This window comes from Planococcus sp. S3-L1 (assembly GCF_030063085.1).
GTDB lineage: Bacteria > Bacillota > Bacilli > Bacillales_A > Planococcaceae > Planococcus > Planococcus kocurii.
On sequence record NZ_JASISN010000021.1, the window covers coordinates 1 to 23314 of the forward strand.

The 23314-nt window shown below is 38.3% G+C and carries 25 protein-coding genes and 1 pseudogene; 8 read left to right on the forward strand and 18 right to left on the reverse strand.

Going from position 1 to position 23314, the window contains the following annotated elements:
* Window positions 1-249 precede the first annotated feature (249 nt).
* From QMF37_RS15115 to QMF37_RS15145, 7 genes are all read right to left on the reverse strand, one after another.
* Entirely contained in the window at window positions 250-753 is a 504-nt protein-coding gene (locus QMF37_RS15115) for a redoxin domain-containing protein (RefSeq protein WP_078080273.1), read from the reverse strand.
* A 42-nt stretch (window positions 754-795) separates the two neighbouring features.
* Window positions 796-1461: a haloacid dehalogenase type II gene (locus QMF37_RS15120; RefSeq protein ID WP_143039562.1), complete on the reverse strand. Its 666-nt coding sequence runs from the start codon at window positions 1459-1461 to the stop codon at window positions 796-798.
* A 213-nt stretch (window positions 1462-1674) separates the two neighbouring features.
* Window positions 1675-3093: a murein hydrolase activator EnvC family protein gene (locus tag QMF37_RS15125; RefSeq protein WP_078080272.1), complete on the reverse strand. Its 1419-nt coding sequence runs from the start codon at window positions 3091-3093 to the stop codon at window positions 1675-1677.
* A gap of 354 nt (window positions 3094-3447) precedes the next feature.
* On the reverse strand, window positions 3448-3918 hold the full coding sequence (locus QMF37_RS15130) for a peptide-methionine (S)-S-oxide reductase (protein WP_071154616.1): 471 nt from the start codon (window positions 3916-3918) through the stop codon (window positions 3448-3450).
* A gap of 108 nt (window positions 3919-4026) precedes the next feature.
* The gene (locus QMF37_RS15135; protein ID WP_071154617.1) at window positions 4027-4590 is read right to left on the reverse strand and encodes a GNAT family N-acetyltransferase; all 564 of its coding nucleotides are present in this window, start codon (window positions 4588-4590) and stop codon (window positions 4027-4029) included.
* Window positions 4591-4697: 107 nt separating this feature from the next.
* Window positions 4698-4967 carry a hypothetical protein gene (locus QMF37_RS15140; protein ID WP_071154618.1) on the reverse strand — a complete coding sequence of 90 codons (270 nt, stop codon included), beginning with the start codon at window positions 4965-4967 and terminating at the stop codon, window positions 4698-4700.
* An 84-nt stretch (window positions 4968-5051) separates the two neighbouring features.
* Window positions 5052-5813, reverse strand: a complete 762-nt coding sequence (locus QMF37_RS15145) for a kanamycin nucleotidyltransferase C-terminal domain-containing protein (RefSeq protein WP_283478778.1) — start codon at window positions 5811-5813, stop codon at window positions 5052-5054.
* Window positions 5814-6110: 297 nt separating this feature from the next.
* Here QMF37_RS15145 and QMF37_RS15150 point away from each other — a divergent pair, with 297 nt between their 5' ends.
* Window positions 6111-7310: an MFS transporter gene (locus tag QMF37_RS15150; protein ID WP_071154620.1), complete on the forward strand. Its 1200-nt coding sequence runs from the start codon at window positions 6111-6113 to the stop codon at window positions 7308-7310.
* Window positions 7311-7467: 157 nt separating this feature from the next.
* Window positions 7468-7752, forward strand: coding sequence for an addiction module toxin RelE (locus QMF37_RS15155; protein ID WP_078080271.1), 285 nt, complete (start codon window positions 7468-7470; stop codon window positions 7750-7752).
* A 236-nt stretch (window positions 7753-7988) separates the two neighbouring features.
* Here the strand turns inward: QMF37_RS15155 and QMF37_RS15160 are convergent, their stop codons facing one another.
* Window positions 7989-8759 carry an ABC transporter permease gene (locus QMF37_RS15160; RefSeq protein WP_071154622.1) on the reverse strand — a complete coding sequence of 257 codons (771 nt, stop codon included), beginning with the start codon at window positions 8757-8759 and terminating at the stop codon, window positions 7989-7991.
* Between the two features lie 12 nt (window positions 8760-8771).
* Complete coding sequence (locus tag QMF37_RS15165) at window positions 8772-9686, reverse strand: ABC transporter ATP-binding protein (protein ID WP_058385804.1); 915 nt, start codon at window positions 9684-9686, stop codon at window positions 8772-8774.
* Between the two features lie 213 nt (window positions 9687-9899).
* Here QMF37_RS15165 and QMF37_RS15170 point away from each other — a divergent pair.
* A pseudogene (locus QMF37_RS15170) lies at window positions 9900-10785 on the forward strand (IS30 family transposase).
* 705 nt (window positions 10786-11490) lie between these two features.
* Here the strand turns inward: QMF37_RS15170 and QMF37_RS15175 are convergent.
* On the reverse strand, window positions 11491-11985 hold the full coding sequence (locus tag QMF37_RS15175; RefSeq protein ID WP_071154623.1) for an immunoglobulin-like domain-containing protein: 495 nt from the start codon (window positions 11983-11985) through the stop codon (window positions 11491-11493).
* A gap of 447 nt (window positions 11986-12432) precedes the next feature.
* Here QMF37_RS15175 and QMF37_RS15180 point away from each other — a divergent pair, with 447 nt between their 5' ends.
* Window positions 12433-12750 carry an AbrB/MazE/SpoVT family DNA-binding domain-containing protein gene (locus QMF37_RS15180; protein WP_071154624.1) on the forward strand — a complete coding sequence of 106 codons (318 nt, stop codon included), beginning with the start codon at window positions 12433-12435 and terminating at the stop codon, window positions 12748-12750.
* Window positions 12751-12763: 13 nt separating this feature from the next.
* A complete protein-coding gene (locus QMF37_RS15185; protein WP_071154625.1) occupies window positions 12764-13039 on the forward strand; it encodes a type II toxin-antitoxin system RelE/ParE family toxin in 276 nt (91 codons plus the stop codon).
* A gap of 81 nt (window positions 13040-13120) precedes the next feature.
* On the opposite strand, the gene QMF37_RS15190 is transcribed toward QMF37_RS15185, so the two are convergent.
* The 4 genes from QMF37_RS15190 to QMF37_RS15205 form a co-directional block, all read right to left on the reverse strand.
* Window positions 13121-13585, reverse strand: coding sequence for a hypothetical protein (locus QMF37_RS15190; RefSeq protein ID WP_071154626.1), 465 nt, complete (start codon window positions 13583-13585; stop codon window positions 13121-13123).
* Between the two features lie 108 nt (window positions 13586-13693).
* On the reverse strand, window positions 13694-14188 hold the full coding sequence (locus tag QMF37_RS15195; protein WP_071154627.1) for a WapI family immunity protein: 495 nt from the start codon (window positions 14186-14188) through the stop codon (window positions 13694-13696).
* A 277-nt stretch (window positions 14189-14465) separates the two neighbouring features.
* Window positions 14466-15017, reverse strand: coding sequence for a hypothetical protein (locus QMF37_RS15200; RefSeq protein WP_078080270.1), 552 nt, complete (start codon window positions 15015-15017; stop codon window positions 14466-14468).
* 893 nt (window positions 15018-15910) lie between these two features.
* Window positions 15911-17182, reverse strand: coding sequence for a S1 family peptidase (locus QMF37_RS15205; protein ID WP_071154628.1), 1272 nt, complete (start codon window positions 17180-17182; stop codon window positions 15911-15913).
* 163 nt (window positions 17183-17345) lie between these two features.
* Between QMF37_RS15205 and QMF37_RS15210 the strand changes: the two genes are divergently transcribed.
* The 3 genes from QMF37_RS15210 (at window position 17346) to QMF37_RS15220 (ending at window position 19006) form a co-directional block, all read left to right on the forward strand.
* Window positions 17346-17819 carry a hypothetical protein gene (locus tag QMF37_RS15210; protein ID WP_071154629.1) on the forward strand — a complete coding sequence of 158 codons (474 nt, stop codon included), beginning with the start codon at window positions 17346-17348 and terminating at the stop codon, window positions 17817-17819.
* Window positions 17820-18391: 572 nt separating this feature from the next.
* Window positions 18392-18712 carry a hypothetical protein gene (locus tag QMF37_RS15215; protein ID WP_078080269.1) on the forward strand — a complete coding sequence of 107 codons (321 nt, stop codon included), beginning with the start codon at window positions 18392-18394 and terminating at the stop codon, window positions 18710-18712.
* A gap of 3 nt (window positions 18713-18715) precedes the next feature.
* On the forward strand, window positions 18716-19006 hold the full coding sequence (locus tag QMF37_RS15220) for a type II toxin-antitoxin system RelE family toxin (protein ID WP_078080268.1): 291 nt from the start codon (window positions 18716-18718) through the stop codon (window positions 19004-19006).
* Window positions 19007-19171: 165 nt separating this feature from the next.
* Here the strand turns inward: QMF37_RS15220 and QMF37_RS15225 are convergent, their stop codons facing one another.
* From QMF37_RS15225 to QMF37_RS15240, 4 genes are all read right to left on the reverse strand, one after another.
* Window positions 19172-19639, reverse strand: a complete 468-nt coding sequence (locus QMF37_RS15225) for a GNAT family N-acetyltransferase (RefSeq protein WP_283478780.1) — start codon at window positions 19637-19639, stop codon at window positions 19172-19174.
* Window positions 19640-19951: 312 nt separating this feature from the next.
* Complete coding sequence (locus QMF37_RS15230; RefSeq protein ID WP_283478782.1) at window positions 19952-21511, reverse strand: AMP-binding protein; 1560 nt, start codon at window positions 21509-21511, stop codon at window positions 19952-19954.
* Window positions 21492-22352, reverse strand: coding sequence for an SDR family NAD(P)-dependent oxidoreductase (locus QMF37_RS15235; RefSeq protein ID WP_283478783.1), 861 nt, complete (start codon window positions 22350-22352; stop codon window positions 21492-21494). The genes QMF37_RS15230 and QMF37_RS15235 overlap by 20 nt, the downstream gene beginning before the upstream one ends.
* Window positions 22353-22619: 267 nt before the next feature.
* A complete protein-coding gene (locus QMF37_RS15240) occupies window positions 22620-23153 on the reverse strand; it encodes a shikimate kinase (RefSeq protein ID WP_283478784.1) in 534 nt (177 codons plus the stop codon).
* Window positions 23154-23314: the final 161 nt, after the last annotated feature.

Here is a 23314-nt window from a genome sequence, read left to right on the forward strand (position 1 = left end):
CGGGAACATGGTATTCTGTTTCATAAGGGACACCTCTTCCTGTAGTTGTTGGTTCGCACTTACAGTCTACAAGAAAGGTGTCTCTTTTTGTATTCATTTGGATGATTCTGGCTAATCAACACGCGTGTTCTATTATTTTACAATTAACACTGGGCAATTTGCACGTTTTACCACTTTATGGCTAACACACAAAAGAGACCTTGCCCCATTAACAGGCAAGGTCTTTTTAAGTGATTTAAAGCTAAACTATTATTTTAAATTCTTTTTAATATACTGCACAACTTTGCGAAGTTCTGTTGCGCTCGGACGTCCATAAGGGCTTGTTTGCTGCTGTTGATAAAGAATATTCCCTTTTTCATCAAGCAAATAATGAGCAGCTTCCCCGTGAATTCCATGATCTTCATATGGTGCATCTTCTCCGTGGTAATAAGCTCCGTACTGCTCTAATAAATCTGTTGTAAGGTCAGACAGGAGTGGAAAACTTAAGCTATGCTCATTTTTCATCCCTAACGAATTTTCTTGGCTATCTGTTGATAGAGCCGTAAAATAAACGCCTTTTCCTTCAAAATAAGAAAGGCTTTCTTCAATTTCTTTTAAATCTTGGTTACATACTGGGCACCACGATCCTCTGAAAAAGACCAAAAATCTCCAACCTGGACGATCCGTCAAATCTTGTTCCAAAGAATAAGTACCGCCTTCTGCTAATGGTAATTCAAATTGTGGTGCTTTATCACCGAGGTGTAATGTTGTCATAGGTAGTTTCCTCCTTATTTTTAAAACGCAATCAAGTGAACGTTATTTCCACTTTAACAATCCAGTTAAATCATCAAATACATAATCCGGCTCTAGATCGAGTTCTTCAACTGGCATCCCTTTTCGGTTGATCCAAGCTGTTTGGAATCCAAAACTTTTCGCACCTGATACATCCCAGCCATTAGACGACATGAAAAGAACTTCATGACTTTCGATTCCAAGTTGTTCTAATGCATATTGATAAGATGCCGGTGTTGGTTTAAATTCTTTCACGTCATCAATACTCAATACTTGATCAAACAACTCTTCTAAACCTGCATTTTTAACTAATGGATCCAGCATATCGTGAGAGCCATTTGAAAAAACCACTAAGTTTTTATCTTTTAACTGCGTAAGAACTTCTTTCGATTCTGAGTAAAGCGGTAAATGCAGATATGAAGCTAATAATTTTTGCTCGTTTTCTTTACTTGGCTGCAAGTCATTTTCGTTCAGTGCATATTTTAATGCATCATGTGTAATGGCATAGAGCGTGGCATAATTGCCCATCAGCTGGCGCAACATAAAATATTCCACTTGCTTGGATCTCCATGTTTGACTGATTTTCTCGCCGTAACCTGGATATAATTCCTCGCATTCTCTTTTTATTGCCGTAACATCGAACAAGGTTCCGTATACATCGAACACGAAGGCTTTGATTGAACTGTTCACTCTACATCCTCCTTTTGATGATTCTGCAAACATCGACTATACATGTATGTACAATTGGCTGACCTACAATACTGTCTCTTCTCTTTATACCCAAAGCCAGTCGGATTAATCGGAAATCAGCAAGTTAATCTAAATGTAAAATAAAAAACCCGATCGTTGGCACTTTTAAAAGTGCCAACGATCGGGTTTAATCTCTCATTTATTAAAATTAGTTTAGAAATAATTCATCGGATCCACTGCATTTGAGCGAGCCCCATTCCAAGAGCCAATATGGACTTCAAAATGAAGGTGAGGTCCGGTAGAACGTCCTGTGCTACCGACTAATCCTACATTTTGGCCTTGTGAGACTGCTTGACCAGCTGAAACGTTAATAGCGCTCATATGACCGTATACAGTTGCATACGATTGACCATTGATTGAATGGGTCAAAATTACAACGTTACCGTAGCCGCCCATATTACCTGCAAAGGAAACATAACCAGATGCCGCGGCAGAAATTGGTGTACCCGTTACATTGGCTATGTCTTGTCCGAGATGCGATTCAGCACCGTCGCCAATATCCCGTCCACCAAAGCCAGACGAGTATCGTCCAGAAACGGGTCTAATAAATATCGCGCTAGATGAAGGTGCAGGTGCAGTTTCCACTTTTTCAGGCGCGCTCACAACCGGGCTTGATGTTTCGGGCTTACTCGCTGTTTCAGCTTTGGCGCTAGTTTTAGCTTGTGCTTCACGCGCTGCTTGTGCACGGGCTTCTTCTTTTGCAGTAGCATCTGCTTGTGCTTGTGCTCTTGCTTCTGCTGCAGCTTTCTCAGCAGCTATTTTTCGTTGACGTTCTTCTTCTGCTTTTCTGGCAATTTCAGCTAAACGTGCTTGTTCGTTCATGATTTGCTTTTCTAAATCAGCGCTAATTTCGATAGCTTCTGTGCGTTTATTTTCTAAACCGCCTTTTTCTGTTGCTAATCGTTGCTGTTCAGTTTCTAAGTTCCGAACAAAACCTGCTTGCTCTGTTTTTTTACTACCTAAAGATGCTTTTAACCCAACTAATTCCGAACGGCGTAATTCTTGTTCAGCTAGCTTGGATTCTACTTGTTCTTTTTGTTCCGCTAGCAGTTCTTTATCTGCTGCTTGTTCGCGCATGATTTCTCGGTCTGCTTCGATCAATGTATTGACTGCAGAAAATCGATCAATAAAATCTACGAAACTGTTTGCGCCAAGTAGAACGTCAATGTAATCTACAGAGCCGCCACTCAATTGAATTGCACGCGCTCGTTCTTTCAATAACTGTGTGCGTTCCTCAATTTTTCGTTCCAGCTCTACAATTGATTTTTTTAGCTCATCAATTTCTATTTTCGTTTGATCAATTTCTGCTTGGACATTGTTAATGTTTGCTTCTGTATCATTGATTTGCGTATTCAAATCTGCAATTTTTGATGCAAGCTGCTCTAGCTTTGATACATTTTGAGTGATTTGCCCTACTTTTTCATTAATACCTGCATTCAATTCACTTTGCTGTTGTTGTGTTTCTTGCTGTTTTTGCTCTAATTCACTTAGTGTATCCGCGTTAGCTGTTGGTATCAATATTGATAAGGCTAATACAGAGGATAAACTAGTTACCATCCATTTTGAAATCACGTGTTTAATCCCCTCTCGAATCTTTCTAATGTTTTAATCTCTGTATGTCTTATGTATATAAGTGTAAATCGTATAGGTTTCTTCGAAAATTGCGACTCGCTCAGTATACCAGCTAGGAACCTCTATACTGTTACAGCAATATTTCTTTTTCTTCTAATAATGAAATATTTTTGTAATATATTAGAAATTATAATAATCAGAATTTTACACCTACTTAAAACTACTTATTGTTTTACATTAGTTGTTCGAGAAAAAAAGAATTTTAAAATTTCTTTACCTTATTATCAACATGAACTAATAAGAAAAGAAGCTCTCATTAGAGCTCCTTTTTGTTCCGTAATAAGCGATAGTTTTTTACTTATATTTGCTTAAAAGTTCTTCAGGAATATGACAGTAATCATCTGGGCATCTAGTCAACCGATCTTGATGTTCTTCTGCACTTTTTACGTAATTTGTAAGCGCCCGTACCTCAACTACGATAAGGTCGTAATCGCTTCTCTCGCGAAGAAATGCCTCTGCTTCTTCTAAGTGCTGAGGCTTTTCACTGTATACACCCGTTCTGTATTTCTCACCAATGTCCTGCCCTTGTTTGTTTAAACTGTATGGATCGATAATTTCAAATAAATAGCTCATTAATTCTTGGCATGTCACAATGGCTGGATCAAATGCTGTCTTCACACATTCGGCGTAGCCATCGTAATCTCCTTCACGTATAGGACTTGTTCCGTTAGCCCTTCCCGCTTCTGTAAATATGACACCAGGCAAAGTTTTAATAAAAGCTTCTACTCCCCATAAACATCCACCCGCAATATATAACACTTCCATGTTGTACCTCCTAGTAGTTTTTAATATAACTTCGATTGTTCCAATAACATAAGCGAAAAAAATGATTCTGTTAATGGATCATATGTAAACTCAATGAAACAGGTTAAATTATATAATAGCGCTTAGTTTCTCCCATTCTTCTCTCAATATACCCATTTTGATGGCCTCAAAATACTGTCCTTCTACTGTTCGGGCATTTCTAATACGCGCTTCTATAATCATCCCCATTCGTTCGGCCACTATTATCATTCGTTCGTTTCGGGACCAGGTTGACATTCCCAATCTATGTAATTCTGTTGATTCAAAAAGAAAATCAATCCAGAGTTTGTAAGCTTCCGAACCATATCCACCATTCCAATAGTCTTTATCGTAAATCACAATTCCGGTCTCGAGCCAGTTTGTATTCTTATCTATCCAGTAGGCACCCACATAGCCAATCACTTTTCCCTCAGCTCTTATCACAAGAGAAGCTGGAACTCCTGTTGCAATCTCTTTTTCATTTAGCCAGTGTTTGCGATGTTCTTCCTTTGTTATTCGCTTTTCGGGTATGTAAGGTCCATTCCATTTTTTCGCTTCTTGTTCCTTTTCTTCAAATCTCCAAAAATACAAATCATCCAAGTTTGCTTCCCTATTTCCTAGTAATTCAACTTTTCTTCCAATTATCTTTATCATAGTTATGGTTCAGCCTCTCTTCCTGTAATCATATGTTCATTTTGTTAGCCCTTTCAAATAGAATTGAACTGTTTACTTTCTATCTAAGAAGTTATATTTAACTCCCTTTATTGCATTAATTTCAGACAAATACTCATAAGCAAGAAGAAGCAATAATGGCTTTTTGGTTTTAGAATCTCTACTATTCTTCCTTCGTCCTCGATTCTAGACATTAGTCTATCTGACTTGGGGAACTTAAAGACGATTTCTTCATTTACTATTAAAATATCATTATCCCAACCAGTGCTATTCGTTTGCACTTTATTTAGTGGTAAATCCGGAAACCTATTTTCTACAAAACTAACATGTCTTCCTTGGTCATAAGTGTCTTCCTCCATATTTAATCCCCTTCTGATAATCCACAATTTGTAAACCACTTAACCGACTTCTGCTGTCATTTCCGGCTTCTTATTGCTGAAAAATCAAATAGGAAGCTCCTTTAACCGATAGTCCAGTCCCATATTGATATACCACTCATTTAGGCCGGTCCATAGATCTTCACAAAGGAAATAAAATTTTTCTTTGTCTTGCAGCTGCCCTTCCGTGATGAAATTCAAGAGTTTTTTGTATCCTGAAGGAATGGATGCCAGTTCCACAGATTCTTTAAATGTTCTGGCTCTTGCAGTGTAAAATGTCTTATTTGCAAGCCCAATCAGTTTCGCACTTTGCCAGAGCAAATCTCTTGCACCTATATCTAGATAATTTAAGTTGCCACTGCTGTAATTATTTCTTATTTTCGCAATGGTTTCATAAGGCTCCCAGACCATGAACTCTTTCATAATATCTCGCCTATTAGCATCCAATGCTTCAAAAGGAAGGTCTTTAACTTGCTCGAATAAATGGGTGGGATCATGAATCGGAAGGATATGAATAAACACACCAGCCTTAATCGCCCATGAATCGTCCACTTCTTTTGCTTGTTTGATAAATGTACGATGGTCTTTTGTACTGAGTTCGATTTTGAATTTGTCGTAGATAAATTCAAAGCTCTCTAACTGATTGGCAACTTTTGTAATGACATGCAATTCGATGTCTGAAAACGGTCCATCCGTTTTTAAAGCGATAGATCCATAAGCACCGATGGCCAATATGGCATCCCCGTGTGCAACGAGCAGCCTCTCTTTTATCGTGTGTATCATTTCTAACTTTTCTTTTCTCGTCGTTGAAACCGGATAGGCTAGCATGTTGTTGCCTCCATTCTAAATTCTTTCATACACCTTACCCGCAACGAAAAGAACATGCTAAGTCCTCTCGAAAAAAATGGCGTAGTTTCTATAATACTATATCCAAAATTTTCTTTTAACGCTATTTATTTTCCATTAATTTCACGTATAATAAGAATAATCAAATTTCTCGATAAATCGAAGTCCCCCAAGATTTATCTTCCATCGGAAAGGAACTGCTGACATGATAACTAGTCCAATTTGATCACCCCTTCAATAGAAATCATTTAAGAAATGAACTCTTGGGGGAACTTATTTATGAAACTGAATCGAAATTTTAACTTATTGCTGACCGGGCAATCGCTTGCCAACATCGGCGATGTCTTGTACATTGTCAGCATCATTTACATGATTTTCGAATTGACCGGATCAGCCACTGCGGCTGCTTTCGTACCGTTTACCATCACCAGTTCGATGTTCATCTCGAACACCTTAACACCTTTGTTGATGCAACGCTTCAACCTGAAATGGCTGTTGGCAGGTTCGCAGATGGGCAAAACGGTGTTGCTAATCGGACTGGCATTCTTTCTGCCACAACTCTCGCTGGCCAATTTTTACGGACTGTTTCTGGTTATCAGCTTAGTCGCCTTACTGGACGGCTGTGCTAATCCCGTAACCCAATCGCTCATTCCAAATTATGTGAAAAGCGAACAGTTGCTAAAAACAAATGGCCTTACGGAAACTGTTACCCAACTGATCCAGACTGCCATGTGGTTTGTTGGTAGTTCCTTGCTGATTTGGCTCTCTGCAAATGAATTGGTCTGGTTAACAGCCGGCTTGTTTTTGGTCTCGAGTCTGCTATTGAGCTTTTTGGAGAGGGTCGACTTTACGCCATCGAAGGCGCAAGGAAAGTGGAAACAAATTACAGAAGGCTGGCAAACGGTCTCCACTTCGCCTGTACTCAAGCGAATTGTCTGGATAGATGTTCTGGAGACGATAGCTGGGACGGTGTGGATTGCGGCGATTCTCTATGTTTTTGTCAGTGATGCCTTATTGGCAGATGAAAAATGGTGGGGGTTCATCAACGGTGCCTTTTTCTTGGGATTGATCGCTGGCAGCTTGTTCTGTCTGCGGTTTTCAGATTGGATCGAACAAAAGATCAGCCAGTTTATTTTCCTTGGTGCAATCTCCAGCAGCTTGGTCACCATCTTCTTTGGCTTGACGAACCTTCCGATGCTTGCGCTACTTTTTTCCTTTTTGGTTGGAGTTTTTGGTCAGATTAAAAATATTCCGCAACAGACGGTAGTTCAGACAAGTGTTCCCAAAGCACAATTGCCAACCGTATTTACTACACTCGGCGCAATTGGTACCGGAACCTTTGGCATTGCTTCCCTTTTGATGGGTGTTCTGGCAGACGCATTTGGCATTCGCGGGGTATTCATTTTGTCTGGAATTTTATTGAGCATTGTCAGCTTGATTGCTTATAAAGGCAGAGTCTTACTATGGCGAACAGTGTAAGCTTTTAATAGAAGAACTTTACGATCAGCTGGCTGATTTAATGGCTGAAAAACGGCCGCTGACGGAAAATGTCTCTACTTTTTCAGTCGTGGAAGTTCGCGGTGCGAGTGCTACTGAATCCCCTGTTATTGATGAAGAAGACAGGTGGGAATAACCGTTGTATCAGCTTGAATGGACACAGTATTCAATGGAAGATTATGAACAGCTTGATGGCAGCCAAAAATTTTTCGTCCATAAAGCGCTGGACCGAATCAAATTGAGAGGCGTGGAAGCGGGCCAATCCCTTCACGGCAACTTGGCGCAATGCAACAAGCTGAAAAACAAGAAGATGGGCCTGCGGATTATTTTCAGAGAAGCCGAGGCGACCATCCAAATAATTCAGATTGTAGCTATTGGAAAACGCGATAAAGAAAAAATTATAAAATGGCTGAAGAGTGATTAAGCTAATTGAAATGAAGAACAGGTTTTCCCGACTAAAAAGAGTCCGACAAAGCGAACACTTTAGAAGTGCTCGCTTTGCCGGACTCTTATTTTGTTGAACCAGATTATTTTCTATTTTGATGGCTACAACTTCTGATAATCTGATGATACGTAAACTAGACTATCTTTATAAAGTTGGTTTTCTTCTTGTAAAACTGATTCTGATCTACATACATATATGAACCAAGCCTATAGATATTAACTTCTCAGCCCACGGCCTTTTTCGATCAGATACCAATTGAGTCCATAAAGTAAAACCACAAAAATAATCGAAATGAGAACAGAGAATAGGATCGGTACATCGATTACACCAAGGATCCCGAATCGAAATCCAGAAATCATATAAACAATCGGGTTAAACTGTGATACAATCTGCCAAAATGGAGGCAACATCGAGATGGCAAAAAATACACCACCTAAGTAAGTTAATGGCTGAAGAATAAAAGTAGGAACAATAGACACATCGTCAAACGATTTTGCAAAAATGCCGTTTAACAGACCAGCCAAAGAGAACAAAATAGACGTCATTAAAAACGTTAATATGACAATACTCCAAGAATGGACTTGCAACGGAACAAAAAGTAGCGAGATAATCGTGACCAGTACCCCTACCAGAGTACTTCTTCCTAGTCCTCCCATCACAAATCCCCAAATAATAATATGGGTCGGGACGGGAGCGACCAATAGTTCTTCAATATTCTTTTGAAACTTTTGTGAGAAAAATGATGACGATACATTCGAGTAGGAACTGGTAATGACTGACATCATAATCAATCCAGGAACAATAAACTCCATGTACGAAAATCCTTCCATTTCGCCAATCCTTTTGCCAATCAAATTCCCAAAGATGATAAAGTATAAGGAAGTCGTAATAACAGGCGGAACCAATGTTTGGATCCAAATTCTAAGATAACGGTTCGTTTCTTTGACCGCCAAACCTTTTAATGCTACTAAATATAGTTTTAACATGTGAATCCTCCACTACGCAGTTTCTTTTGTAAGTTTTAAAAATAACTCTTCTAATCGATTAGACTTATTACGCATCGACAACACTTTAATCCCTTGTTCGGTCAATTGGTTAAACAGTTCGTTGATTCCTTGATCACGTCCTACTTCCACAGAAAGGGATCCTTCATCCATAAGTTCACTCTTATAGCCTTTAATTACCGGAATTTGTCCTGAAGATTCAATATCTAAAATAATTGTTTCAAACTGAAGCTTAGCAAGCAATGATTTCATACTCGTATCTTCAATCAGCTGCCCCTTTTGAATGATACCAATATTGCGGCATAACATCTCCGCTTCTTCCAAATAATGTGTTGTCAAAATTATCGTCGTACCATTATCATTCAACTCTTTCAGAAACGTCCACATTTCTCGTCTCAATTCAATGTCCACACCCGCCGTCGGCTCATCAAGAATAAGTAGACGCGGTTCATGCATCAAGGCACGTGAGATCATCAGTCGACGTTTCATCCCTCCGGAAAGCATCCGTGCCTGAACATTTTTTTTCTCCCATAAATCAGACTGCTTCAAGTATTTTTCGCTGCGCTCTAATGCTTCCTTCCTTGATACGCCGTAATAACCTGCCTGGTTCACGACAATCTGTTGGACCGTTTCAAAAGGACTGAAGTTAAACTCCTGGGGGACCAGACCAATCTGCAGCTTCGCCTGCATTAACTGTGTGTCCATATCATAGCCGAAGACTTTGACATTTCCTGATGTCTTATTGACAAGGGATGTCACAATCCCGATGGTCGTAGATTTCCCTGCACCGTTAGGACCTAAAAGAGCGTAGAAGTCTCCTTCTTCTACTTTCAAATCGATGCCACGCAAAGCCTCAACGCCGCCAGTATAGACCTTTTTCAAGTCGTTTATTTCTAATGCATATGTCATTCACTTTATCTCCTAACTATCTTTTTATTAGTTGTATTTAACTACCTAATTGCCAGTATGCCACTCCCTCATATTCGTAAAGCTTTGTGTATACATTTTTTAAATGCGCCGGTTGTGAAATTAAGCTAGACAACCGAAAAAGTCATTCGTGGTACCTCACTATGTGTTTTCCGATCAAAGAAAAACTTCAGAGTGATCACGAATGAACCGGTGATGATAGAATCCTACTACCAAATATGCACGTTTCAATCATTGCTGAGTGCCTGAATCGTTCCAGACAGCCAATTTATAATATCATAAAATTCCTGGAATCGGGGCATAAAGCCCTCGACTTTCACAAGTAGTACGAAAGAAACAAGAAACCTTGCGTTTGCTGAAAAATGGTCTTACCGAAGAAAAAATCGCTTATATTCAAGACAAGATGACGCAAGTCTAGACAACAGATTTCATTATCGGTCGTGAAAAAAGCAATCGACTGGTTCATGCGCACGCTCTATCACATGTTCAAAAATCGGATTTTTAATGTAGCGACTCTGCCGATAAAAGGAAAACGGAAATCCCATGGCCACCAGGAACGCCGCGGAAAGCAGGCGTTCAAAAGGAACATTTTCGAAAAAGAATTCGGGCACATTGAAGCGATACCATTGTGTGCGCTCGCTACAAAAGTGCGGTAATCACGCTCGTTGAAAAGCTAAAAAAAGTCATCATCGCCGTGAAACCTGCAGGATAAGGCGTGCCATAGTGAGACCACATTACATCAGTTGTTTCAAGGGATTCCCAGAAATCTGTTCAAGTCCATCACGTTTGATTATAAAAGGAATTCTTCAACTGAAAACCGCTGTGGAACCAACATGACGTCTCAATTTATTTTGCGGATCCCGGCACGCCTTCTAAGCGCGCCTTGAATGAACATTCCAACGGGCTGCTTCGAAAAGACGGCTTGCTAAAGGAAATGGACTTCAACCAGGTGGATCAACTGTTCATTTCATCAATGGCTGACAAGCGGAATCACATCCCACGGAAGTCGCTGAATTACCGCACACCTTTGGAGGCATTTTTGAGTCACTTGAATGGAGTGGACTTGTCTAGCTTATATTGACAAACGGAAAATCAATAAAAATAGTATGAAACTGCATGATTTTAGAAGAAAAATGAAACTTTAATGACAATAAATCAGTATAGTACTTGATCAAAAATTTTGCTGAGGAGGAAATAAAAGGTTAAGTAATAGAGCTTCAGATGCCTCCTACGTTACTCCTTGGGGCGAAGTTGCGAATAAATATGGTTTGCAATTGTACAGATCTAGCACACCAACTCCAATGAATTAATATAAATTATATGAATTTAAACACTCTATTTTGACTAATTTGTGCCCCATTTAATAGACAGTTCATAAAAAAGCAACCTGCAGCTAGGCTGCTATCAGATGATCTCGGTATTGTGCCGAAGTCATCTTTTTTAAATTCCATTGCTTGCGAGTCTGGTTATACTACTCCACGTCATCATCCACGAGCCCTTTTCATTCGGAAAAGCTGGGTGCTTGTTGAAAGTCTACACTATCTTTAGAGTGATCAAAAATTGTTCCATGGGGCCATTGTTGATACAACTGCATTGGCTGGTCATTGATTAGGTCAACCGCATTGCCTCTACCCCAAGATTCGTTTTTGGTGTTCATTGAAAATGATTATACTCATCTAATGTTCTCTCCTATCTAAACTCGCTAAATTTAGTATATGAGGTTTGAAAACAGAAAAAAACCCAAATGAGTCACTTTTTTAAAAGTGTCTACAATTTGGGATTCAGTTCAACATGAGCTATTTTTTTTGTAATCTATTATTGTAAATGGGGCACCTAATCCATTGAGAGTGGCTCGATATTCTCCAGGAGTCAGGTCATAACTTAAATCTTCAATATTAAATACCATTTCAGTTGTATCGCCAGGAGCGTGAGATGTTGCTAGTTCCGTAAAGAATTCTTCTTTCATAGGAACACGAAACCATTTGTCTTCCACTTCTTTTTCAAGAAATACATCAAGACCCGTGGAGTATTCTTCCGTACCTTCATTTGTAAGTACAATCGTTATATTTTCAACTGTCGTTGGGTATTCGCTTTTTTCTGTTTTAATCATTACATCTTTCTCCGATACTGGACGTTCTAAAGGCGCTTCCTCGGTAAGAAGTGATTGATCTTCGGTGACAGAAGACTCTTCAGAAGCCGTTTGCAATTCAGCTTGCTGACAACCTGCTAGAAATAAAAGGAGCATTAGAATACCTAAAGAACCATGTACATACTTTTTCATGATTTTCCTCCTTAAATACTTAAGATTCTGAGTGAAGTATCCTTATTGGAGCAGACGGTTAGAATAAAAAAGTTTCATTTTCTCTATTCTTAAAAACACGCTTATGCGAATAAATAGAAGTGAAAAGCTTATTAGCTCCTTCTCTTCCGATACTTTGCAATATGTAAACTCTTTTTCACTTAAAAACATGACCTTAAAGCTTTAGAATATAGCCTTTTAAATGTATCATTTTTTCTAACAAATTCACATTCCCTTGTAGTATTGCTAACTTCTTTAAAATAGCGTTTCTGAATGTAACTTACTTACTATTATGTTACATTCAAGATGGATATAATCCCTTTCTATTTCAGCTATTTTAATTGATTTAAGAGGAAAGAAAGTATATATTTAAGAAAGTAGGAAAGTTAGATTTTATTAAACTATACGAGATTGGAAGAGGTGTATCGAATGCCAAAACTTCAAGAACGTCCACAAGACAACGGCGTGGCCAAGCATGTCCGTTTGCGGAACAAAGGGCAGATTACGATTCCCAACGAAATACTGGAACAGCTGGAGTTAACCGCGAATACCAATTTGAAAGTGACCGTGGTAGACGGACGGATCGTCCTCATTCCCATGATTGAAATCGCCAAAGACCAGGCTTGGTATTGGACCGAAACGTGGCAGCAAGATGAAAAAGAAGCCCAACAGGAGATCGACAAAGGGCAAACCAGTGGACCATTGGCCGTAGAAGATGCGCTTGCCTGGTTGGACGAAGAGGAATGAAGGTGACCGTTGCTTGTTTGAACTAGAGATCACGAATAAATTCAAGAAATCCTATAAAAAGTTTCACAAGAATGAGCAAAAGGCCGTCAGTGAGGCTCTTAAGCTCTTGGCAGCTGCACCACCCTTTCAATCTTCTTTGAGAACCAAGCGCATTGAAGGGACGAAATCCATTTTTGAAGCCAGTGCCAATATGGATATTCGGATTTCGTGGGAATACGGCCAGGCAGATGAACAAACGCTGATTTTGCGGAACTGCGGTCACCACAACGACTTACTAAGAAACCCTTAAAAGTAATAACTTATGAAGAAAGCCCTCCAGCAATGGAGGGCTTTTGAACGTAACTTAATTGCTAATAAGTTACATTCGTTTTCATATTCCCAGATGGTAAAGATAGAGGTTCTCTTCTTCCAATCTTTCAATCATTGACAGCAGCCTTTTCAATAATTCCAGCACATCATTTCTACAAAATACTAGACGTTCACGCCCGCCTAACACTTTTTTGTTGGAAGAATGGACGAATTCCCCAGTCAGTTCCAGCTTTTCAAGTGAATTCGTAAATAAAGAGAGCCATGCCGTAAAGATACTTTTCATAGTTGCTGCTGACGTTTGATCAAAAAGGGTCACCCCATAATAATTTATTCCTATGTTTTCTTTCGTCATCGATATTGCTGGATTTTTACATGGAATCCAGTTCAAAGAATCGGCTATGTATTGAATCAAATCGTCTGGTATATCTATAGAGTCAATAATGTCTATATTTTGTTCATTGCACTTCATCAATTCTGGATAGGCCACTGTATTGGGCACTAAGAAAAATTCATGTTCTAGGCTCATCTTTAGTCCCTCCTTAAGCTTTCAGTTTCTGGGGTTTTGAATGTAACTTAATTCACAATAAGTTACATTCAAAATCAAGTAATCTTAGTGTTCTTTGTAGAATGTGCTTTACTTGTTTTCCGAACTGCGCATTTTTCTATAAAAACTAGTTATAGAACCCTTTATGTCATTGTGGTGTTCTAGCACTGGGAATTCTTTCAAGACTTCGTCCAGTTCCTTAACTAGTTGATTTAAATAGCTCTGATCTGAATCAAACTCAAAAGTGAGAACGGCACCAGTACCGATTGGATAACAAGTGCGCACTTCCCAATAAATTCCTCCTAGAGAATCTATGACTGCTTTCGCTTCGATAGCATTCTCTATTGAAATCAAGGAGGCCGTTCCCTCTAACTCTTGATTCATGGCAGCTAATTGATCACGAAATTCTTTAAATTCTTCAGTTCTTAAATCCGCAAGAAAATTAACAGAATATCCTGGGATTTCAACCCTTAAGGCCGCCTTAACCCAGTCCCCTTCCCATGAACCGATTGATTCAGGATAAAGTCTTTCCAATATCATAATCTCAACTTTGGTTTCCGAACCTAAAATATCCAGCTTTTTCATAAGGCACCCCCTTTTTTAAAAGCATTGTTTTATTTTTCAGTCCAATAATCTTTTAACTGAATGTAACTTAACTGCACATAAGTTACATTCAAACCCAAGCCTCTAAGCCAACAATTCTACTTGGATTTTTCCGGGAATTCTTTATTATTTCATAGTAGATTTATATCCACTCGATGCCAATCTCAGAAAATAAAATCTTACTTTCGTTAATTCCCTCTTCACTTTCTGATCCAATGGCCTCTATATCATTTTGTTCTAAAGTGATTGTTTCGTTCGGCTATGCAATTTTCAAATGATAGAGTTTCTTCAACAACATCAGTTGCTCTTGCGTAAATTCAAATTCCTCTTCACACGCCTCCAGAGCTTCAGTGACATTCATGGACTGAATATCTAAAATTTCTCCTCCGTTTTTAAGCATTTCATCAAATCGATGGCTGGAGAAAGTTTGTTCTTTCTCTCCCCAAATTGCTGTAGTAATTGAGGGCAGAGTCTTTCCCTTTACATCATCCAGCAAATACTGAAGGGCTTCCTCTTCAGCAAGTTGAAGGACTTTTTTAGGCGCTTGATGAAAATAATCTTCAAAATTCAAACTGTCAGCTAAAACTTCATCATTTCTAAATGCCGCTATAAAGAAGTCAGGATGAAAGGTAATAGTTCCTCTGATTCCTTGACTGTTATTCAAATTATAATTAAAGCCATCCCAAGAATTTTCATGAGCAAGTTCTGGAGCATCAGCGACAAAAATAGCATGAGCGATAGATATGAGAATGGCACCTTCCCATAATTCCTTATACGACCATCCCTGTTCCGCAATTAGATGTGCAGACATTTTGTTTCCCACTTGATTTAATTTTCGAAATTCGATATTCATTTTAACTATACTTAGGAAAAGTATGGAAAACTAGTGTCTTTTTGAAAATATAACCGTTCGTAAAAGTACAGTTTCGCAAACAAAAAGGAGAAAAGATGCGCTACGTACAGCCCCTTCTTTCCTTTTCACTATAAGTAGCTTCCGATAATAAATGATATATAAAATAGTCAGTTAATTTGATTGAACTAAATAAGACTTGATTTTCTAAAGGTAACCGATCGAAATAGTGTTTATCTAAGATTATTCTTTATATGAGTTACTCAACCAGTACAGAATCTTTTTTGGATAAGTTCTTTTGTTGCTTCATATAATCTGCTTTCATCACTCATTTTCCCTTTCAAGAAAGTAAATCTAATAGCTGTCGTTTCTTTTTACTTTATCGCTTCATTTAATGCAATGAAATCTATTCCCTCACTCTATTGTCTTTTACTTTCAGTGCCTTTTCACGCGTTACCAGCTTAATATTTTCATGATGAATTTTTTCATAAACATTGAAAATCCACACTCATCTACAAAAGATTCCAGTAAATGATACTTACTGTCTTCTTCAGCCGTTCTCAGAAGCTGTTCAATATACCAGAGCGAGTCATCAAGTCTGTCTTTAATTTCTGTTGGACTTGAAGTAACAGACCCATGACCTGGAATAAGAACATTAATTCTCTGCTGTTCATGAAGGCTCTTTATTTTTTGAAGAGACTCCTCATAGAACTCGATGTTCTGATGAATGTATGGAATTTCTACATCACTTGAATAATCTCCAATGTCAAAATAAATTATAATTGAATATAACTTTTCAGTCGTGAGTAGAGTTGTTCACTTTACTTAATATATTAATTTAAACACTGTAACTTTTAGTTTAATGGCACCACCGTCGAGCTAGTATACAATTCCAAACCATAATTATTTCTATATTCAACCCAAGGGGTAAAATAAGAAACATCATCTTTTTCAGTATTGCCACCGTGGTGAATACCTACTAAGCTTTGTCCAGAATTAGTCATGTAGTGCCAGGGACCACCACTATCTCCGCCTTGTGAAAGAGAAGTTCCATCGTAACTTGTTACTTCAGTTCCGACAAATTTTTTGGGGGCATAATTTTTTGGTTCAAGAACCATTCTTACATCTGTAATTCTGCCGCAACTATGCCAAGTTTTAAGACCCTCTAAACAAACTGTATCTCCTGCTCTTTGATACATAGAACTCATCAGCTTTTTATCATAATTGTAATTCACTATTCCTTCAGACAACAAACCATTTGTAACGTACCGCTGAAGAGAGCTACTAATTATTCTAATAAGTCCAACATCATATCCACCCTCCATTGAATTTAAATGTACCCTGCCCACAGAGTGAGAGGTATATTGAAAAAAAGTTGCTGTATTAAGACAATGGGCTGCTGTTACAATAAAGTAATCTCCAGCTTGGTTTTGAGCAATTGCACCTAGTGTACACAAGCCACCATCTGAGGTAGTAATTCCAATTCCTGCTCCTAATTTGTTATATGTCTTTACTTTATCAGTGGCCAGACTTTCTGGCACTATAGTAAGTTCATATTCCGGATCTATAATAACATTGATTATATTGCCAAACTTCTTGATGATTTTAGCTTTATCACTCTCACTTATGTCAGAGACTGTTAAATCAATCCTATTATCAATTGAATTGAGTGATGTTTTATATTCACCTGCAAGAATGATTTCACTTTTCATTATATGATTGACTAAATCATCTTGTGCTTTTGTTAAATCGTTATACGAGTATTCTACGATTTTAGTTTTAACTGATTTATTTAGCTTTTTTTCAATTTTCTCTTGCATTTTAATAATTTTACGTTCAGCTTTTGGAGTGGATTCTTTTAAAGTTCCCGATGTACCTACAACATCTTTTTTAATATGAAAAATGGGATTTTTCTGTTCATTAAGGTAGTAATTTCCTTCATTATTAAAATCCTCTTCAGTAATATTTAGTTCTAAAAGAGCTTCTTGAAATGCACTCTTAACAACTGATTGTTTAGTGTACATTTCTTCTACTGACATTTCGTTTAGATTACTAGCCTCAGTATTAGTTGCCATTACTATCGATAAAATAAAAGCAAAAATTAAAGGTACCTTGATTCTTCTCACTTTAATCACTCCTTTTCAATATATTTAAATTATAAACATTTTTTTACAAATATTATATAATTAAAATGTAATTCAATTGCGAATTTTCAAATATTTTTTATGAGTTACACTAAAGATTTGGTAAAAGGATTATAATAATTAATGAGAGAGGAGGAGGCATATTATGAGAACTAAAAGTTTAAAGGCATTTTCTATTTTAGTATTCTTACTACTGACATTATGGGGCTGTACTGATAAATCTTCCTCAACAAACTATAATGACCTAAATTCTAGTGATCAAAAGGGAGATTTCAAAGTAGAAGTTTTTTCCAAAGACAATGATAAGAAAAGTATATATGCGACCTTAACGTATATTGGCGAAGAAGAAGAGGTTTCAATTCTTCACGGGGGGAATGAAGCACTTTACTTTTTAATATTCAAAAATGAGGAGTTACTTAATCCTGGTTCTCGAACCGATCAGGGGACTAAAGCAATACTCAAACAAAATGAACCACTAATTATTAACCTAGATAAAAGTTATCAAGATTTGTTGAAATCTGGTGATTACCAAATAGTTGCTATCGCAGATATGAGCTATGATACGCCTGAAAGCACACAATATAGAATCCCCGTATCTACCAACTTTTCAATCAATTGAAAATCGATTACTAATTTTCTGTTTTAATTATCCTAAAAGCAAACAAAAAACATTCATATCTAGACTGACATAGCGATTTGAGACAACTATAAAAAACCTTCAGTAGGCTGCTTGCGCCCATATTCGTTGAGGGCCAAGAAGATCTATTTATTTCATAGCTCTGTATCTTCATATCTTTCATACGGGTGTGCTAATAAACTTGGAATTTCCTCTACAGCAAAACAATCTTCAGCTTCTTTGAAGGCTGAGAGGGCTTTTTGGAAAGCATTTTCTCCTTTATCAAACTTGGATGTCGCTACTCCTAATTCCCCATCCCTCTATACGCACAGCCTTGGGCTACCAAACTTTTCGATAAGACCGCATATTCCAGTGATTGGTCCAATAGGATGTTACCTTCCGCGTATTTCTTCTCTTTTATAGCAATGGAACCCCGTTCGTAAAAGTACACTTTTCCGAACGAATATCAAAAGTCTTATGATTTAATACTTCTAGTTTTTTTAGATGAAGTAAAAAGACTTTTAAAAGTCTTTTAAAAAGTATATAATGAAACTAACTTAAAGGAGTGGATAGAAATGGCGATGAGAATACTCGATATCCCTACAACTTCGATTTCGAATGTCAAACGGTCACCCATGGAAGCTTTTCAGAAGGCCGATCAAGAAGCTGCTGGCGTGTATGTCTTCAACCGTGAAAAAGTTGCCGGTGTGATGCTTACCCAAAAACAATACGAGTCCTTGAACAGAGAAATAGAAGAACTTTACGATCAACTGGCTGATTTGATGGCTGAAAAACGGCTGCTGACAGAAAATGTCTCTACTTTTACAGACGTAGAAGTCCGCGGAGCCATCGCAACTGCCCCCCCTGTCATTGATGAAGAAGACGGGTGGGAATAACCGTTGTATCAGCTTGAATGGACACAGTATTCAATGGAAGATTATGAACAGCTGGATGGCAGCCAAAAGATTTTCGTCCATAAAGCGCTGGACCGAATCAAATTGAGAGGCATGGAAGCCGGCCAATCCCTTCATGGCGATTTGGCGCAATGCAACAAGCTGAAAAACAAGAAGATGGGCCTGCGGATTATTTTCAGAGAAGCCGAGGGAACCATCCAAGTGATTCAGATTGTAGCCATTGGGAAACGCGATAAAGAGAAGATTTATAAGATGGCTGAAGAGCGATTAAGCTAACTTAAATGAAGAACAGGTTTCTCCTACTAAAAAGAGTCCGGCATGTCGGCACTTCTAAAGTGCTCGCTTTGCCGGACTCTTATTTTGTTGAACCAGGTTATTCTCTAATTTGATGAAAACAACTTCCGATAATCCGGTATATGTAAACTTCTTCACTTTTTTATTTTAGATTCTTTTCCCCATTGCTGTTGATTGCGTTTGATAGCCCAGTTTTTTATAAAGTTTATAAGCATTAGGATTTTTGCCAAAAACATTTAATCCCATAGAGGTAATCCCATCACTTTTCATGTTTTCTTCTAATTCTTTCAATACCAAGGTAGCGAATCCTTTCTTTCTAAACTCTTCATGGATTAAAATATGATAGATATAAACTTTGTTACTTTCGGATTGGATATTGTACCAAATCACCCCGATTTTTTTATCTTCTTCGGTTGAATAAATAGTGTAAACTAACTGGCCTTCTGTGTCTTGTTTGTTTGGAAGTAGTTGTTTCATTAAATCTTTTGATTCTTCCATCGCCTTTTCTAATGGAATTATATAGTTTTCAGATAAGTCTTTGGCGTAGTCAGGTATAAAATATGCCAAGTAACGATCAAATTCTTCCTCTGTCATTTGTCGTAGTTTTGTTTTCATAATAGTCACTCCTCACATTTTTTAAAAATTCTAGAACATTCCATACTTCATTTCATCCCAATTAATTATACCATTATTTCCCTATCGTTTGTTTTGTCATTCCTCTAGCTCATTCTCAAAGAAAAACAGCTTATAGAAATAAAGCGCTCGTGAAAGTTCAATTTTCAAAGTAAAAAGAGACTCAGATTTGAGCCTCTTCTTCCGATAAGATGTCATATGTAAACTCATCAATTGAAATTCCAAGTCTGTAGTTTTATGAAACAGTATTTCGTAGGTGATATTTAATTTTTATAAATCCTACTCTTAAACTCCCTAGCCATCGTTACTAGTACTTGTTTGAACTTGTTTTCTGTCCAACTTTCCAACGGGTGAATAAGGCAGCTCCTCAACAAAAGCGATTTCACGTGGGATTTGAAATTCTGCCACACGTGTGCGTAACCAGCTCAAAAGTGCTTCTTCAGTCATTTTTTCACCTTGATACAACTGGACGAATGCTTTCAGAATTTGACCAGCGTAGACATCCTCGACTCCGATTACAGCAACATCTTCTACACTCGGATGGTTGGTCAAAGCAACTTCAATTTCTAGCGGATAGATATTGTTACCGGCTGAAATGATCAAGTCGTCTGTTCGCCCACACAGGAAATAATAGCCGTTCTCGTCTCGGTATCCGATATCGCCTGTTTGAATCCAGCGGCTTGGGCTGTTCTTCATCGACCACTTGTTCCGAATACAAAATTGACCGATGCTGCCTGGTCCAACTTCTTTTCCTTTCTCTACCACCTGCAATTGGCCTCCGGCGATCACTTTTCCGAGGGTGTTAGCATGATAGTTTAAATCTTCAGGTGCAGCAATGATATTCAAACCTGCTTCCGAAGTTCCGTACAAGTTGTATAAGACATCCCCCAGAAGCTGGTTCACTTCCTTCACCAATACCGGATTGAGTTTCGCACCTCCAGATGCAATGCATGCTAAGGAACCGAGGGCTTCTTTATCATGCTTCAACATTTTGTGAATCATCAGCGGTACCACCGTTACCACTTCTACTTGATGCTGCCAAATGAGGGCGCAGGCTCCTTTCGCATCAAAGCTCTCCTGAATGACAACTTTCTTTCCCAAAGCAAGAAATGATAACAGCACAGCGATGCCGTAGCCATGGTAGATTGGCGTCGCAATATAGGCGGTGCTGTATTTTTGTAGCTTCAGGCGGTTTAGTAAAGCGGCAAAAGGATCAAGGAAATTAAAGAGAGATGGCCTGTGAATCACTTGTTTTGGCTTTCCAGTGGTCCCCCCTGTCAACAACACGATCTTTCCGCTGGAAGAGGGCGTCAGTTTTTGTTTTCTATGCAGGGACAAATCTGGCAGCGTGCTAATTGCTTCATTTTTTTCATGATAACTTCCGATTTTCGGATTCCGATAAGGAGACCTTTCAATAAACCCGCTGAACTCATTGTCATAAACCAAAAAGTCGAAGTTATGCTCTTTCACAAGCCGATTAAACTGCAATTGACTCATAGAACTATTTAGCAGGTATAAATCTGCTCCCAGGCGTGAAGCAGCAAAAATGCCCTGCACTAATGACGCGTGGTTTTTACACAAAAATGCCACTTTCTGCCCTTTCCCAATCCCATACCGGTCTTTCAGAAAATGAGCGAGATTTTCACAGCGTTTCTGCAGTTCCTGATAACTAAGTGTTTCACGGCTATCCACCAAAGCGGTTTTCTCATCTCCCGTTTTTTCCGTTAACGTAAATAAAAGCATCAAATTGATACCGTTTTGATGAATTGCGAATCCCAAACGGCATAACTTTGACAGTGAAAGAAAATCGAGCAGCGACAATATTTTCAGCAAATTAAACACTGTCTCTTTCACGCTCCTTTTTCTTTATTAATTTGGGGATGATAAACGACAATGGTGCTCTGAAAATGACCGAAGCCCCTTGTCCGAAAATCAGCCACCAGGGTTTATAAACTTTTCTTTTCGTATACAAAGCGCGTCCTATAATTTCAGCGACGTGGACAGGCGACATGGCCGATGAAGTCTGATAAGCAATAGTCGGTTCGATCATCGGTGTTTTCACCAGTGGCAGATAAATTGAGGTCGTGGAAATGTTTTTGATTTTCAGTTCTGGCTCTGCCGAGCGCAGCCACGTATCAAAAGCGGTTTTCGACGCCTGGTAGGCAGCCCAGTAAGGGATAGGAAGCAGCAAAGCATTGATGGTGGAGACATTAATGATATGCCCGTTCTTTTTCTCAAGCACTGGAATGAGCGACAGCAATAACTGTACCGGGGCAAAATAATTAAGCGCCATGGTACGCGTAAAGTCGTGGTACCGGTCCAACGACTGGGCAAGTGGACGATTAATGGAAATCCCGGCATTGCTCACGACGACATCCAATCCATCCGACAATTGATGAAGAAATGCCAGCAATCTCTTTAATTCCTCTTCATTTCGCAAATCTACAGGGAATACCGTTACACTGGCTGAAGCCTTTTCGATTTCCACTTTCATGACGTTCATACTTTCTTCTCTGCGGGCCACCAGAATCAGATGTGCAGTAGTGTCCGCCAATAGATAGGCGAGCTCTTTTCCGATTCCTGAACTCGCTCCGGTTATCAAGACGGTCTTTCCATTCACTTCATCCCTCAATTTCTCGAAATTGAAGGATGAAGTGAAAAATAAGGCTCTCTCCAATAAAGTATAGTTATGCATTTAGCCAGCCCCTTTTTATAAAATGGCGTATGATTATCAAGAACTTTCCGACTCTTCTTTTTATAAATTTTACCATTTAAATTCATTATTGGAATAGGTTAAAGATCTAAAGTAGAATTAATTTTAAGGGCTGGATTGCCGTTTAAACAGTTTTTAAAAAGTATAAGTTTACAGATAGAAAGGGAGAAAAGTTAAGCTTCGATTAGCCTCTTCTCTCCCTTCGTATTCCTGCAACTTCCGATAACTCATGATATGTAAACTTCCAAACTATTTCTCTTTGTAGAAGTTCAATATTTCAGCATACAGTTCTTCTAGAGAAAGTGAGCCATCAAGCTTTAGAATAGGGCTCTTTGATACTTCCATTTGATAGGCATAGTCCGCATATGTAAATAGCATATTGCTATCCTTTGCTGTTAAATAGGTTTTACACCACTCCAAAAAGTCATTTGTATCTTCACCTTTTTCATTTTGCCAGAATCGACTATTTCGATCAGTTTCCCTTCTATGTAATCTATTCATTCGATCTTTCTCATCAAGAAAAAGGAATACTAATAAATCTCTGTTGCTAAAACCAGCTGGACACCATGAAAAAATAGAACCCGAAACAACATATTCTTTATGAGTTCCTATATCTTTTTCGTACATTTTCTTCCGTTCCTCTATTGAAAAAGTTTCTGTAAAAGAGTGATCTTTCCAAAGATAATTATCTGTGTCAATCCACTTTACTTTTTCTTTTTCACTGATAAATTTCCCCAACGTACTCTTGCCAGTACCAGAACCCCCGATAATCTGAACTTTCATGGTCGCAGTCCTCCTAATTTTATGTGGCTTCTCTCGACATACTATTAAAACAATAAACTAAACATCAGAAATTTCGTATTTTTTAATCTTACCTTATGTCGTTCCGAAACGTAGAAAGAAAATCTTATTATTTTCAAACCGTTCTTGAAAGTATACTTATC

Bases quoted from the DNA above. Each gene is read 5' to 3' on its own strand.
- QMF37_RS15115 (WP_078080273.1), bottom strand. From the start codon at position 753: ATGACAACATTACACCTCGGTGATAAAGCACCACAATTTGAATTACCA.
- QMF37_RS15130 (WP_071154616.1), bottom strand. From the start codon at position 3,918: ATGGAAGTGTTATATATTGCGGGTGGATGTTTATGGGGAGTAGAAGCT.
- QMF37_RS15135 (WP_071154617.1), bottom strand. From the start codon at position 4,590: ATGATAAAGATAATTGGAAGAAAAGTTGAATTACTAGGAAATAGGGAA.
- QMF37_RS15140 (WP_071154618.1), bottom strand. From the start codon at position 4,967: ATGGAGGAAGACACTTATGACCAAGGAAGACATGTTAGTTTTGTAGAA.
- QMF37_RS15145 (WP_283478778.1), bottom strand. From the start codon at position 5,813: ATGCTAGCCTATCCGGTTTCAACGACGAGAAAAGAAAAGTTAGAAATG.
- QMF37_RS15150 (WP_071154620.1), top strand. From the start codon at position 6,111: ATGAAACTGAATCGAAATTTTAACTTATTGCTGACCGGGCAATCGCTT.
- QMF37_RS15160 (WP_071154622.1), bottom strand. From the start codon at position 8,759: ATGTTAAAACTATATTTAGTAGCATTAAAAGGTTTGGCGGTCAAAGAA.
- QMF37_RS15165 (WP_058385804.1), bottom strand. From the start codon at position 9,686: ATGACATATGCATTAGAAATAAACGACTTGAAAAAGGTCTATACTGGC.
- QMF37_RS15175 (WP_071154623.1), bottom strand. From the start codon at position 11,985: ATGAAAAAGTATGTACATGGTTCTTTAGGTATTCTAATGCTCCTTTTA.
- QMF37_RS15180 (WP_071154624.1), top strand. From the start codon at position 12,433: ATGCCAAAACTTCAAGAACGTCCACAAGACAACGGCGTGGCCAAGCAT.
- QMF37_RS15190 (WP_071154626.1), bottom strand. From the start codon at position 13,585: ATGAGCCTAGAACATGAATTTTTCTTAGTGCCCAATACAGTGGCCTAT.
- QMF37_RS15195 (WP_071154627.1), bottom strand. From the start codon at position 14,188: ATGAAAAAGCTGGATATTTTAGGTTCGGAAACCAAAGTTGAGATTATG.
- QMF37_RS15200 (WP_078080270.1), bottom strand. From the start codon at position 15,017: ATGTCTGCACATCTAATTGCGGAACAGGGATGGTCGTATAAGGAATTA.
- QMF37_RS15210 (WP_071154629.1), top strand. From the start codon at position 17,346: ATGAGAACTAAAAGTTTAAAGGCATTTTCTATTTTAGTATTCTTACTA.
- QMF37_RS15215 (WP_078080269.1), top strand. From the start codon at position 18,392: ATGGCGATGAGAATACTCGATATCCCTACAACTTCGATTTCGAATGTC.
- QMF37_RS15225 (WP_283478780.1), bottom strand. From the start codon at position 19,639: ATGAAAACAAAACTACGACAAATGACAGAGGAAGAATTTGATCGTTAC.
- QMF37_RS15235 (WP_283478783.1), bottom strand. From the start codon at position 22,352: ATGCATAACTATACTTTATTGGAGAGAGCCTTATTTTTCACTTCATCC.
- QMF37_RS15240 (WP_283478784.1), bottom strand. From the start codon at position 23,153: ATGAAAGTTCAGATTATCGGGGGTTCTGGTACTGGCAAGAGTACGTTG.